The 12,778-nt window shown below is 63.6% G+C and carries 11 protein-coding genes; 6 read left to right on the top strand and 5 right to left on the bottom strand.

Features of this window, described 5'->3' with window-relative positions; translation table 11 throughout:
* The first annotated feature begins 82 nt into the window (after window positions 1–82).
* On the top strand, window positions 83–1,381 hold the full coding sequence (locus G6P99_RS01415) for an MFS transporter (RefSeq protein WP_029080914.1): 1,299 nt from the start codon (window positions 83–85) through the stop codon (window positions 1,379–1,381).
* Between the two features lie 182 nt (window positions 1,382–1,563).
* The gene (locus tag G6P99_RS01410; RefSeq protein WP_029080915.1) at window positions 1,564–2,460 is read left to right on the top strand and encodes an SDR family oxidoreductase; all 897 of its coding nucleotides are present in this window, start codon (window positions 1,564–1,566) and stop codon (window positions 2,458–2,460) included.
* A 6-nt stretch (window positions 2,461–2,466) separates the two neighbouring features.
* On the opposite strand, the gene G6P99_RS01405 is transcribed toward G6P99_RS01410, so the two are convergent.
* Together G6P99_RS01405 and G6P99_RS01400 are read right to left on the bottom strand one after the other, a co-directional pair.
* Window positions 2,467–2,802 (bottom strand): GIY-YIG nuclease family protein, encoded by a 336-nt coding sequence (locus G6P99_RS01405; protein ID WP_029080916.1) that lies wholly within the window; start codon window positions 2,800–2,802, stop codon window positions 2,467–2,469.
* Window positions 2,803–2,893: 91 nt separating this feature from the next.
* Window positions 2,894–3,559, bottom strand: a complete 666-nt coding sequence (locus tag G6P99_RS01400) for a glutathione S-transferase family protein (protein WP_029080917.1) — start codon at window positions 3,557–3,559, stop codon at window positions 2,894–2,896.
* Window positions 3,560–3,600: 41 nt separating this feature from the next.
* Here G6P99_RS01400 and G6P99_RS01395 point away from each other — a divergent pair, with 41 nt between their 5' ends.
* From G6P99_RS01395 to panE, 4 genes are all read left to right on the top strand, one after another.
* On the top strand, window positions 3,601–4,188 hold the full coding sequence (locus G6P99_RS01395) for a DUF2239 family protein (protein ID WP_029080918.1): 588 nt from the start codon (window positions 3,601–3,603) through the stop codon (window positions 4,186–4,188).
* 127 nt (window positions 4,189–4,315) lie between these two features.
* A complete protein-coding gene (locus G6P99_RS01390) occupies window positions 4,316–5,614 on the top strand; it encodes an MATE family efflux transporter (protein ID WP_414645613.1) in 1,299 nt (432 codons plus the stop codon).
* Between the two features lie 110 nt (window positions 5,615–5,724).
* Window positions 5,725–6,330, top strand: coding sequence for a 2-hydroxychromene-2-carboxylate isomerase (locus G6P99_RS01385; protein ID WP_029080920.1), 606 nt, complete (start codon window positions 5,725–5,727; stop codon window positions 6,328–6,330).
* Window positions 6,331–6,439: 109 nt separating this feature from the next.
* On the top strand, window positions 6,440–7,360 hold the full coding sequence (panE, locus tag G6P99_RS01380) for a 2-dehydropantoate 2-reductase (RefSeq protein WP_165127033.1): 921 nt from the start codon (window positions 6,440–6,442) through the stop codon (window positions 7,358–7,360).
* A gap of 68 nt (window positions 7,361–7,428) precedes the next feature.
* On the opposite strand, the gene G6P99_RS01375 is transcribed toward panE, so the two are convergent.
* From G6P99_RS01375 to G6P99_RS01365, 3 genes are all read right to left on the bottom strand, one after another.
* On the bottom strand, window positions 7,429–8,007 hold the full coding sequence (locus G6P99_RS01375) for a c-type cytochrome (RefSeq protein WP_029080922.1): 579 nt from the start codon (window positions 8,005–8,007) through the stop codon (window positions 7,429–7,431).
* A 190-nt stretch (window positions 8,008–8,197) separates the two neighbouring features.
* Complete coding sequence (locus G6P99_RS01370; RefSeq protein WP_029080923.1) at window positions 8,198–9,475, bottom strand: PQQ-dependent sugar dehydrogenase; 1,278 nt, start codon at window positions 9,473–9,475, stop codon at window positions 8,198–8,200.
* Window positions 9,476–9,827: 352 nt separating this feature from the next.
* The gene (locus G6P99_RS01365; RefSeq protein WP_029080924.1) at window positions 9,828–12,719 is read right to left on the bottom strand and encodes a beta strand repeat-containing protein; all 2,892 of its coding nucleotides are present in this window, start codon (window positions 12,717–12,719) and stop codon (window positions 9,828–9,830) included.
* Window positions 12,720–12,778 lie beyond the last annotated feature (59 nt).

Below are 12,778 nucleotides of genomic sequence, written 5' to 3'. Positions count from 1 at the left end.
CAACATCGCGATAGATTGGCGATCCGCGCAAGTCCGGCCGCGGATGCAAAGAGCCGGTGAAAGATTTCTCCGGGGAACGCGCATGAGCACGGCCGAATCCAAATCGATGGAAGTCGCAGAGATCGAGGACACCAGCCTCCTCGCCTTCTATCGCGACATGAACCTGCAGGAGCGGCGCACGTTCTGGGCCTGCGCCTCGGGCTGGACGCTCGACGGCATGGATTTCATGATCTATCCGCTCGTGATCGGCACCATCATCACGCTGTGGAAGGTCGATCCCGGCACCGCAGGCCTCGCCGGCACCGTGACGCTGCTGGCGTCCGCGGTCGGCGGCTGGCTCGGCGGCTATCTCTCCGACCGGATCGGCCGGGTGAAGACGCTGCAGCTCACCATCATCTGGTTCTCGTTCTTCTCGTTGGTCTGCGCCGTGGTGCAGAATTTCGACCAGCTGCTGATCGCCCGCGCGCTGCTCGGCCTCGGCTTCGGCGGCGAATGGGCGGCCGGCGCGGTGCTGATCGGCGAAGCGATCCGGCCGCAATATCGGGGACGCGCGGTCGGCTCGGTGCAGTCGGGCTGGGCGATCGGCTGGGGCCTTGCGGTGCTGGCGCAGGCGATCCTGTTTTCGGTCCTCCCTGCAGAAAACGCCTGGCGCTGGATGTTCGCGATCGGCGCGCTGCCGGCGCTGCTGGTGTTCTATCTGCGCCGCTACGTCACCGAGCCCGAGATCTCGGCCGCGACAATGGCGCAGCAGCAGGCGACTGGCAGCAAACCCGCTGCATTGTGGGAGATCTTTCACGGGCCGATCCTGAAGACCACGCTGCTGGCCTCGCTGGTCGGCACCGGGATGCAGGGCGGCTACTACGCCGTCACCTTCTGGGTGCCGCGCTTCCTTACCACCGAGCGCAAGCTCTCGGTGGTCGGCTCGACCGGCTATCTCGCAACCCTGATCATCGGCTCGTTTATCGGCTATCTGGTGGGCGCCTGGCTCGCCGACCGCATTGGCCGCCGCAACCTGTTCCTGATCTTCTCGATCGGCGCCATCGCGATCGTGCTGCTCTATACTCAGCTGCCGATCTCCAACGAGGTGCTGTGGGTGCTGGGTTTCCCGCTCGGTTTCTTTGCGTCGGGCTATTTCTCCGGCATGGGCGCGTTCCTGACCGAGCTGTATCCGACCCGGCTGCGGGGCTCCGGCCAGGGCTTTTGCTACAATTTCGGCCGCGGCATCGGCGCGCTGTTCCCGTTCCTGGTCGGCGCGCTTTCGACCACGACGACGCTCGCCAACGCGATCGCGATCTTCGCGGTGGCCGCCTACGGCGTGTTCTTCATCGCCGCCTACGCGCTGCCGGAAACGCGCGGGCGTGTGCTGCATGCGGGTGGGTAGCGTAATGAGGTGACGCGATGGCCTTGCCGCTTGCTCCGTCGTTCCCTCCCCCCCTGCGGGGGAGGGCTAGGGAGAGGGGTGGCCGCAAAGACGGTGTGTGTGGCTTACCCCTCTCCCCAACCCTCCCCCGCAAGGGGGGAGGGAGCCCTGATAGTGTGCGTCCCTAACTGGAGGCCATTCTCATGACATCGCTCAAAGGCAAGACGCTGTTCATCTCGGGTGCGAGCCGCGGCATCGGGCTGGCGATCGCGCTTCGCGCCGCGCGTGACGGCGCCAATGTCGCCATCGCGGCGAAGACCGCCGAGCCGCATCCGAAGCTGAAAGGCACGATCTACACCGCCGCCGACGACGTCCGCGCCGCCGGCGGCAAGGCACTGCCGGTGCTCTGCGACATCAGGGACGAGGCGCAGGTGATTGACGCGATCGAGCAGACGGTCCGCGAATTCGGCGGCATCGACATCTGCATCAACAATGCCAGCGCCATCAGCCTGACCACCTCGCAGGCGACCGACATGAAGCGGTTCGACCTGATGATGGGAATCAATACCCGCGGCACCTTCATGGTGTCGAAATACTGCATCCCGCATCTGAAGAAGGCGGAGAACCCGCACATCCTGATGCTGTCGCCGCCGCTCGACATGAAGACCAAATGGTTCGAGCACTCGACCGCCTACACGATGGCGAAATTCGGCATGAGCATGTGCGTGCTCGGGCTGGCCGGCGAGCTGAAATCTTCAGGCGTCGCCGTCAATGCATTGTGGCCGCGCACCACGATCGCAACCGCCGCGGTCGGCAATCTGCTCGGCGGCGACGCCATGATGCGCGCCAGCCGGACGCCCGAGATCATGGGCGATGCGGCCTATGCGATCGTCACGCGGCCGTCGCGCGAATTCACCGGCCATTTCTGCATCGACGACAAGGTGCTTTACGCTAACGGCGTGCGCGATTTCGAACGCTACCGCGTCGATCCCTCGGTGCCGCTGATGTCGGACTTCTTCGTGCCCGACGACGACGTGCCGCCGCCGGGCGTCACCGTGCAGGCACTGCCGTCAGCCGGCGGCGCGCAGACATCGCGCTAAACGCGGCTAGACCGCGGACGCCTTGAGCTGCGCGCGCCAGTGCTGCACGCGCTCCTTGAGCAGCGTCTCGCGCACATAGGCGAGCTCCTCGTCCTCGATCCGCTCCAGCGTTTCGAGCGAGAGATTGTCAGCGCCATGCGCCGCCCAGGCGCGCTGCAGCTCCGCATTGCGGTGGCTCCCCATCCGCAGCGTGAACCAGATGCGGTTCTGGATTTTCTCCAGATCGAGCGCCTGCCCGACCCAGACTTCGCCGGTCGCGCGGCAGCGGATCGCGAACACGCCGGCGATAGCGGCGCGCTTCTTGTAGTCGGCGATGGCGAGCTTGCGGTCCTCGGTCTTCATGGCGGCTCCTGTCGTATCGACAGACTGGTTATACCCGGGTGTTATTGACAAAGCAATTACACCCGGATAAAACATCGCCATGACCGCGGATTTATCGACCGACCTGGTACGGCCCGCCCTTTTCCAGCGCCCGCGCATAGGCCGGGCGCGCGTGGATGCGCTCGAGGAATGCAACGCACCGGGGGTGGCCGTCCTCGAGCCCGCCGCGCGCCGCGGCGGCTTCCAGCGGAAAACTCATCTGGATGTCGGCGCCGGAGAATTCGCTGCCGGCGAACCACTCGCTCTTGCCGAGTTCGCCTTCCCAATAGGCCATGTGCTGCTTGATCTGCGGATTGACCAGCGTGGACAGCGCCGTATTGGACACCTTGCGCACCAGCGGCCGCAACAGCGCCGGCGCGCGCTTCGGCATCAGCGTGAACAGCAGCTTCAAGAGCAGCGGCGTCATCGCCGAGCCCTCGGCATAGTGCAGCCAATAGGTGTAGCGCAGCCGCTCCGGCGTATCGGCTTGCGGGATCAGGCGGCCATTGCCGTAGGTCGCGATGATGTATTCGAGGATCGCACCGGATTCCGCGATCGTGTTGCCATTGTCGGTGACGACGGGCGACTTGCCGAGCGGATGGATCGCGCGCAGCTCCTTCGGCGCCCGCATGTCGGGCTGCCGCTGGTAGCGCACGATCTCGTAAGGCACCCCCAACTCCTCGAGCAGCCACAGCACGCGCTGCGAGCGGGAATTGTTGAGATGATGAACCGTCAGCATGAGCGTCCTCTGAAATAACAGTGCAATCGGAGAGGTCTACCATGAATCCTGCCTATGTCGCCTTCGAAGGCGAGCGTCGCATCGGGGCCGGTGACCTCCCCGAGGTTGCACGCGCCGCCAAGCAATTGCTCGATCGGCGCAAGGACGCCGCTGTCCTGGTGTTCAACGGCCGCACCTCGGCGCTGATCGACATCGATTTCCGCGGCTCGATCGACGATGTGCTGGCGCGGCTGCCGAAGCCGGCGCCTCCGCTCGACGAGGAGCCGCCCGCACCGGTCGCGCCGCGCGGCCCGGGACGTCCGAAGCTTGGCGTCGTCGCGCGCGAGATCACGCTGTTGCCGCGGCACTGGGACTGGCTCGCCCAGCAGAAGGGCGGCGCGTCGGTTGCGATCCGCAAATTGATCGACGAGGCGCGGCGCTCCAGCGGCGACAAGGACCGGACCCGCAGCGCGCAGGATGCCGCCTATCGCTTCATGACTGTCATGGCCGGCAACCGGCCGCATTACGAGGACGCGATCCGCGCCCTGTTCGCCCACGACCGGCGCCGCTTTGCGACGCTGATCGCGGACTGGCCGGCCGACATCCGCGATCACGCGGTCAGGCTCGCCTATAGCGATCAAGCGCACTAGCGCGTTTTCGCGCGAGAATAACAGGCACTCGGCGGATCGGCGATTCGTGATTGTTCCAATTCTTTGGAAGTTGAAAGTGTCCAAGCCTCCCTCCTTACGCAAAGCCTTCGTGTCGTTCCTCGCGCCGATGCTGCTGAGCAACGTGCTGCAGTCGCTGTTCGGCACCATCAACGGCGTCTATCTCGGCCAGATGATCGGGGTCGACGCGCTCGCCGCTGCGTCGGTGTTCTTCCCGGTGATGTTCTTCTTCATCTCCTTCGTGATCGGCCTGAGCGCCGGCGCCTCCGTCATGATCGGCCAGGCCTGGGGCGCCCGCGAGCCCGGCCGGGTGAAGGCGGTCGCCGGTACGACCATGACCGTGACGCTGTTGCTGGCGCTCGCGATCGCGATATCAGGCGGCCTGTTCGCGCGGCCGCTGCTAATCGCGCTCGCCACGCCGCCGGACGTTCTGGATGCCGCGGTGTCCTATGCACGGATCATGATGATCACGATGCCCGTGACTTTCGCATTCCTGCTGCTCGCGGCCATGATGCGCGGCGTCGGTGACACCGTGACGCCACTGCTCGCCCTGGCGGTGTCGACGATCGTCGGTCTCGTGGTGACGCCGGCGCTGATCCGCGGCTGGCTCGGCCTGCCGATGCTCGGCGTGGCGAGCGCCGCCGTCGCTTCTGCCGTCTCGGGCGTCGTCACGCTGCTGTGGCTGCATGTCCACATGTTGCGGCACCGACACCCTCTCGCCTTCGATGCGGCGTTCCTGCGTGCCATGCGGCCCAATGGCGCGCTGCTGCGCATCGTGCTGCGGCTCGGCATTCCGACCGCGATCGGCATGGTGGTGGTCTCGCTCGCCGAGCTGGTCCTGCTCGGCCTCGTCAACGGTTTCGGCTCGGACGCCACCGCAGCCTATGGCGCGGTCAACCAGGTGATCGGCTATGTGCAGTTTCCGGCGATCTCGATCGCAATATCAGTGTCGATCTTCGGCGCGCAGGCGATCGGCCGCGGCGATTCCGGCCGGGTCGGCGCCATCGTCAGGACCGGGATCGAGATGAACCTCGCACTGACGGGCGGACTGGTCGTGCTCGGCTATCTATTTGCGCGGCCGCTGATGGGCTTCTTCATCGTCGATGGCGCGGTGCTCGCGCTCGCGCAGCAGCTTTTGTACATCGTGCTGTGGAGCATGGTGCTGTTCGGCATGGCGACAGTGTTTTCGGGCGCGATGCGCGCCGGCGGCACGGTGTGGATACCGCTGTTCATCTCGATCCTGGCCATAACGCTGGTCGAGGTGCCGGTTGCGATCCTGCTCAGCCGCGCCGTCGGCATCAGCGGCATCTGGATCGCCTATCCCGTCACCTTCGCAACCATGTTCGTGCTGCAGATGGCCTATTACGTCCTGGTATGGCGCAAGCAAACCATCACGCGTCTGATTTGACATCGCGCGCTGCGGCTCACATGATGAGTATCATATTCTACCGGCGGAGCCTGCGACAGCGGGCTCATGCTAAACAAGCCCAAACTAGACACGTCGTGGGAGAGACCGCCGTGAGCCCAAATCCACAATTCCTGTTCGATTTCGGCAGCCCCAACGCTTTCCTCAGCCATGAGGCGATCCCGGCGATCGAGCAGCGCACCGGCGTCAAATTCGAATATGTCCCGATCCTGCTTGGCGGCATCTTCAAGGCCACCAACAACAAGTCGCCGGCCGAGACGCTGGCGGGCGTCAAGAACAAGCCGGAGTTCCAGCAGATCGAAACCGAACGCTTCCTCAAGCGCTTCAAGGTCAAGCCCTACACCTGGAACCCGTTTTTCCCGGTCAACACGCTGAATTTGATGCGCGCGGCGGTCGCCGCCCAGCTCGAAGGCGTGTTCGAGAAGTACATCGAGGCCGCCTTCCATCATATGTGGGTCGAGCCGAAGAAGATGGACGACCTTGAGATCGCCGCCAAAGCCCTCACGTCCTCAGGCCTCGATGGCGCCAAGCTGCTTGCCCGCGCGCAGGACGCGGACGTCAAGGCCAAGCTGATCGCCAACACCCAGGCCGCCGTCGAGCGCGGCGCGTTCGGTTCGCCGACCTTCTTCGTCGGCAACGAGATCTTCTTCGGCAAGGAACAGCTGCGCGAAGTCGAGGAATTGGTGTCGGGAAAGTGAGATGAGCGGACGAACAATAGCGGGTAGCGAATAGCGGCCCTATCTATTCGCCACACCCCGTCAGCTATTCGCCCCTACCCCGGGCAACAACAAAGAAGGACAAATTCCCATGCGTGTTCTCGTGGTCGGCGCCGGTGCGATCGGCGGTTACTTCGGCGGCCGGATGCTTCAGGCCGGCCGCGACGTCACTTTTCTCGTCCGCCCCCGCCGCGCCTCCGAGCTCGCCTCGGCCGGACTCGTGATCAAGAGTCCGAACGGCGATGTCACGCTGAACAATCCGCCGACCGTGCAGGCCGACAAGCTCTCGAACAAATTCGACGTCGTGCTGCTGAGCTGCAAGGCGTTCGATCTCGAGGATGCGATCAAGTCGTTTGCGCCCGCCGTGGGCGACAAGACCGCCATCATCCCGCTGCTCAACGGCATGCTGCATCTCGATGCGCTCGACAAGAAGTTCGGCGCGTCCCATGTGCTCGGCGGGCTCTGTGCGATCGCGGCGACATTGAACGAGAAGCGCGAGGTGGTGCAGTTGCAGCCGATGCAGTCGCTGGGTTTCGGCGAACGCGCGGGCGGCATCTCGGACCGGGTGCGCGCGATCGCGGAGAGCTTCTCCGCGATCAATGGCGCCAGCGCCAGCGAGCACGTGATGCAGGACATGTGGGAGAAGTGGGTGTTCCTGGCGTCGCTCGCCGCCTCCACCAGCCTGATGCGGACCTCGGTCGGCAACATCCTGGCGGCGCCCGGCGGCCAGGATTTCCTGCTCGGCATCCTCGACGAATGCAGCGCGATCGCGGCCGACGCCGGCCATGGGCCTGGCGGCCCGTTCTTCCAGCGCACCCGCGGGCTTCTGACGACCGAGGGATCGCCGATGACCGCATCGATGTTCCGCGACATCAAGGCGGGGCTGCCGGTCGAGGCCGATCACGTGATCGGCGACCTGATCGTCCGCGCCGATGCCGCCAAGATCCCGGTGCCGAAGCTGCGCACCGCCTACACGCATCTCAAGGCGTATGAGAAGCAGCGGCAGGCGTAACACAACTGGTGTCGTCCCTGCCCAGTGCGCAATTGCGCACGGGAGCAGGGACGACACCGATACTTGGACTACAAATGCGCCAGATAATGCGCAAGCGCGGTGATCTCTTCGTCGCTCAGCGGATACGCCACGTCGGCCATCGCGGCCTGCGCCCCGCCGGAGCGTACGCCCGACTTGTAATCGTGCAGCGCCTTGACGAGATATTCCTCGCGCTGGCCGGCGATGCGGGCGACCGCCTTGGTGCCGACATAGGTGTCGGTGTGGCATGAGGCGCAGCGACGGCCGGCAGCGGCCTGCTTGCCCTTTTCGGACAATTCCGGATTGTCGTCCTTGCTACCCTTGAACGGCGTCAGCGAGGCGAAATAGGCGCCGAGATTGCGGATGTCCTCGTTGTTGAGCTGCTCGACGATCGGCTGCATCTGCTCGTTCTTGCGCGCGCCGGCGCGGAAGAACACAAGCTGCCATTGAATGTACTGGTCGAGCTGGCCGGCCAGCGAGGGAATGTTCTCGGTCTGCGAGATGCCGTTGTCGCCGTGACAGCCGGCGCAAATCTCGGCCTTCTCCTTGCCGGCGGCAACGTCGGCGGCCTGGGCGGACGAGATCAGGAGAATCGCCGCTGCTACAACTCCAAACGACGCAACTCGCATGTCAGTTTCTCCGGCTGTCATCGCCGGGCTCGACCCGGCGATCCATCGTGCTTGCTTGAGGATTCTTGTTGGATGGATGCCCGGATCAAGTCCGGGCATGACGGGTCTGTTCCGTCATTGGCTTGCCGAATCACGTGAACGGGGCTGCGGCCGCCTGATCGGCCACCGCAGCCCCGCATTGGTTCAACCGCTACTTCTTGCTGTAGCTGATGCGATAGATCGCACCGGCCCAGTCGTCGGCGACGAGGATGGAGCCATCCTTGTCGAGCAGAATATCGGCGGGACGGCCGAGATAGCCCTGGTCACCCTGGATCCAGCCGTCGGCGAAGATCTCCTGCTTGGCGTTCTTGCCGTCGGGGCTCGCGGTGATCCGCACGATGCGGCCGCCCTGGTACTTATGCCGGTTCCAGGAGCCGTGCTCGGCGATCAGGATGCTGTTCTTGTACTCGGCCGGGAATTGGCTGCCGGTATAGAACTTCATGCCAAGCGGAGCCACATGCGCGCCGAGATTGTAGACCGGCGGGGTGAACTCCGAGCACTTGTGGCCCATCGCGAACTTGGTGTCGGGCAGGTTGCCCTGGTGGCAATAGGGATAGCCGAAATGCTCGCCGATCTTCGAGATCATGTTGAGCTTGTCGCTCGGCAGATCGTCGCTGATCCAGTCGCGGGCATTTTCGGTGAACCAGTACTTGCCGGTGCGCGGATCGACGTCGCCGCCGACCGAGTTACGCACGCCGAGCGCATAGATTTCCGCGTTGCCGGTCTTCGGATCGACGCGGCGGATCTGCGACACCGAGGTCGGCGGGACGCCGATGTTGAAGGGCGGGCCGAACGGAATGAAGAACCAGCCTTCCTTGTCGACGGCGATGTATTTCCAGCCATGCGCCGCGTAGGACGGCATGTCGTCATACACCACCTTGCCGCTGCCAAGCTTGTCGAGATTTGCCTCGGCGTTCTCATACTTGATCAGCTTGTCGACCGCGATGACGTAGAGCGAGCCATCCTGGAAGGCCAGGCCGGTCGGCATGTTGAGGCCCTTGAGGATGGTCTTGACCTCTTTCTTGCCGTTGTTGTCCTTGATCGCATAGACGTTGCCGAGGCCGAACGAGCCGACGAACAGCGTGCCCTTGTCGCCCCAGGCCATCTGGCGCGCGGCCAGCACGTTCGAGGCATAGACCTCGATCTTGAAGCCCGGCGGCAGCTTGATCTTCTTCATCATCGCCGCGAGTTCGGCATCGGAGGCGCCGGTCGGCGGACCGGACGGCGGGGCCAGGCCCTTCTGCGCTTCGGTCTCGTCGCCGAGGAACCAGTCATCCGGCGGATGGGTCCAGAATTCCTTGGTGCCGGATTCGTACTTCTTCAACGCACGGTTCTTGTCGGTTTGTTGCTGTGCACCAGCGAAGGTTGTCCCCGCCAGCAGCGCAATCGCCGCGAACGCAAGAACTGATCGATTGAAAGCCGATTTCATCGCGTCACTCCCCTATGCAAGCCGTTGCAGCTTGCCTGTTATTGATTTTGAACGCCCTGAGAGATGATGGTGGCGGTCTGTGAGGTAGGTCAGACCGCAAAATGGTAGCACATCCAACGACGCTGAAAAGCGCATGGATCAGGGTGCACTGCGGTCAAAACAAATTGAGACGAAATTTTCCTGCGCCGGCTGCCTGAGAACAAGGCATTCCGCACTGCAGCGTAATATTCGAACGAACCTAACGCTCGTGAGCGGCGATCGCGATCGCATCCGGAATCAAGAAGGCCGCCTCGAGGGGCGGCCTTCTTTCTTGCGTGTGGCCGTCAAGCTCAACGGATCAGGGCAAAAGCCCTCAGCTGAACTTGAACATGCTGGCGTCGAGCTGTCCCGGCGCGACACCGATCAGCCAAACCGCACTGCCGGCCGCGTCGGTAATGATCGTGGTGTTGATCCCGGCAACGTAGGTCTCTGCGGCCTGAACATCGGCGAACGAATGCAGCGATGTACCCGCGAAGTTGACGAAGTCATTTACTCCGCCCGTATTGAAGTCCTGGACGACCATGACCTCCTGGCTGGTGTCGCTGATGTTGAATGTATCAGCGCCACCGCCACCCCAGGCATAGTCAACGCCGCCGCCGCCGCTGATGTTGTCGGCCCCGGTGCCCATCAGGAACACGTCGACGCCGCTGCCGCCGGTCACCGTATCGCCGCCGTTGGAGCCATAGACGTAGTTCTGGCCCGAACCGCCGTAGATGAGGTTGCCGTCGGTCTCGCCCGACGAGATGAAGATATTCAGGCCCGAGCCGCCGTACATCGTGTCGACGCCGGTGCCGCCGTAGAAGTAGTTGGTGCTGTTCCCGCCATAGAGGAAGTCGGTGCCGTCTCCGCCAAACATCACATTGACGTCGCTTCCACCGGTGCCTCCCGAGCCGATCAAGGTGTCGGTGCCGGCACCGCCAAACAGATAGTTGAAGCCGGCACCGCCATACATCACGTCATTGCCGTCCTCGCCGAGCAAAACGTCGAGTCCGGTGCCGCCAATCAGAACGTCGTTGCCCGCGCCGGCGTAGATGTAGTCGTTGCCATCGCCGGCATCGCCATAGTCATCGCCGTTGCCGAGAACGAGGACGTCAGCTCCGGCACCTCCGTAGGCGGTATCGTTGCCGTCGTTGCCATAGAGGGAATTGTTGCCGGCATTGCCCGTCAAAACATTGTTCAATGCGTTGCCGCTGCCAGTGAGATTACCGGATCCGTCCAGGATCAGATTCTCGACGTTTGCGGTCAGGCCATAGGTGATGGTGGTGTGAACGGTGTCGGTGCCTTCGCCGCTGTTCTCGGTCACCACATCGCCGGCATTGTCGACGTAATAGGTGTCGTTGCCGAGCCCGCCGGCCATGGTGTCGGCGCCAATTCCGCCGTCCAGGGTGTTGTTGCCCGAGCCGCCAGTCATGAAATTTGCGAGCCCGTTGCCGGTGCCCGAAACATTGGCAGAGGTCGAAATCGCGAGGTTATCGACGTTGGCAGCCAGCGTGTAGTTGAAGGCGCCGGTGACGACCGCGGTGTCGATGCCCTCTCCCGGATTCTCGGTGATGACGTCGAGGGCATTGTCGAGAATGTAGATGTCGTTGCCCAAACCGCCGACGAGCGAATCGGCGCCGCCGATGCCGTCGAGCAGATTGTCGCCGCCGTCGCCGATCAGGGTATCGTTGAAATTCGACCCTCTCAGTCCCTCGATCGAGGTGTAGGTGTCCCCGGCAGCCTCGCCCGTGTTTGAGGCCGGGTTCGCGAGGCTGGCGAGCACGCCGACGGTGGCGTTGACATATTCCGCAACGTCATTGCCGGCTCCGCCGTCCAGCACGTCGGCACCAGCACCGCCGCGCAGATTGTTGTCTCCCCCATCGCCCGTCAGGGTGTCGTTGAACGCCGAGCCAATGATACCTTCGATCGAGGTATAGGTATCGCCCGCGGCGTCGCCGGTGTTGACGCCCGGAGTTGCGAGACTTGCAACCACTCCCGTCGCAGCATTACCGTAATCCGCGAAGTCAAAGCCTGCGCCGCCGTCGAGCGAATCGGCGCCGGCCTGGCCGCGCAGGTTATTGTTACCTCCGTCGCCAATCAGGGTATCGTTGAAGGCACCGCCCTGAATGCCTTCGATCGAGGTGAACGTATCGCCGGCTGCTTCGCCGGTGTTGGCCGCGGGGTTTGCCAGATTGACGAGAACGCCTGTGGTCGCATTGCCATAGTCGGCATAGTCGTAGCCTGCGCCGCCGTCGAGCGAGTCCGCGCCGGTGCCACCGCGCAGGAAATTGGTGTTGGCATCGCCGATCAGCGTATCGTTGAATGCGGTTCCTCTGATCGCTTCAATCGAGATGTAGACGTCGCCGGCGGCTTCCCCCGTATTCAGGGAGGAGTTGGCCAGATCAGCAACGACGCCGGATGTGGCGTTGAAATAGTCGGCGTAGTCGAAGCCTGCACCGCCATCCAGCGTATCGGCACCGAGACCGCCTTGCAGAAGGTTGATGTTGCCGTCACCGATCAGATGATCATTGAAGTCGCTGCCACGCAGGCCCTCGATGGAGATGTACGTGTCGCCGGCGGCTTCGCCCGTATTTTGGGACGAGTCTGCCAGGTCTGCCGTGATCCCAACGCCCGAGTCGGAATAGGACGCAAAGTCGAAGCCGCCGCCGCCGTTGAGCACGTCGGCGCCGGCGCCGCCACGCAACGTATTACCGTTGGCGTCACCGATCAGCGTGTCGTTGAACGCCGAGCCTCTGATCTTGGCGATGTTGACATATGTGTCGCCTGTGGCTTCCCCGGTGTTCTGGGTGGGATCGGCGAGGTCGACCTCAAGTCCGGCGCTTGCGTTGGCGTAGTCGGCGTAGTCGTTGGCAGAACCGCCGATGATCGAGTCGGCTCCCAATCCGCCCTGCAGGTAAGAGGTGTTTCCGTTGCCAGTCAGCGTGTCGTTGAAGTTGCTGCCGATCAGGCCTTCGATCGAGGTGTAGGTGTCCCCGGCCGCGAAACCCGTATTGACAGCCGGGTTCGCCAAGCTTGCTACAACCGCGGTGCCCGAGTCGATGTAGGACGCGAAGTCTTGTCCGGTGCCGCCGTCCAGGGAATCGGCGCCATCGCCGCCGATCAGCGTGTCATTGCCGCCAAGCCCGGATAGCGTGTCGTTGGTGTTCGAACCGTTAGGCGTGCCGGTAACCGTGTCGTTGCCAGATGTGCCGGAGAATGTTCCCATAGTAACCCCCTTCGCGTGATCAATTGTTGCTGTGCAATGCGAGTAGTCGGCAGACTTCA

Origin of the sequence: Bradyrhizobium sp. 6(2017) (assembly GCF_011058295.2) — a bacterium.
In the GTDB taxonomy this organism is placed as follows: domain Bacteria; phylum Pseudomonadota; class Alphaproteobacteria; order Rhizobiales; family Xanthobacteraceae; genus Bradyrhizobium; species Bradyrhizobium septentrionale.
This window is presented reverse-complemented; position numbering and strand designations above follow the sequence as displayed.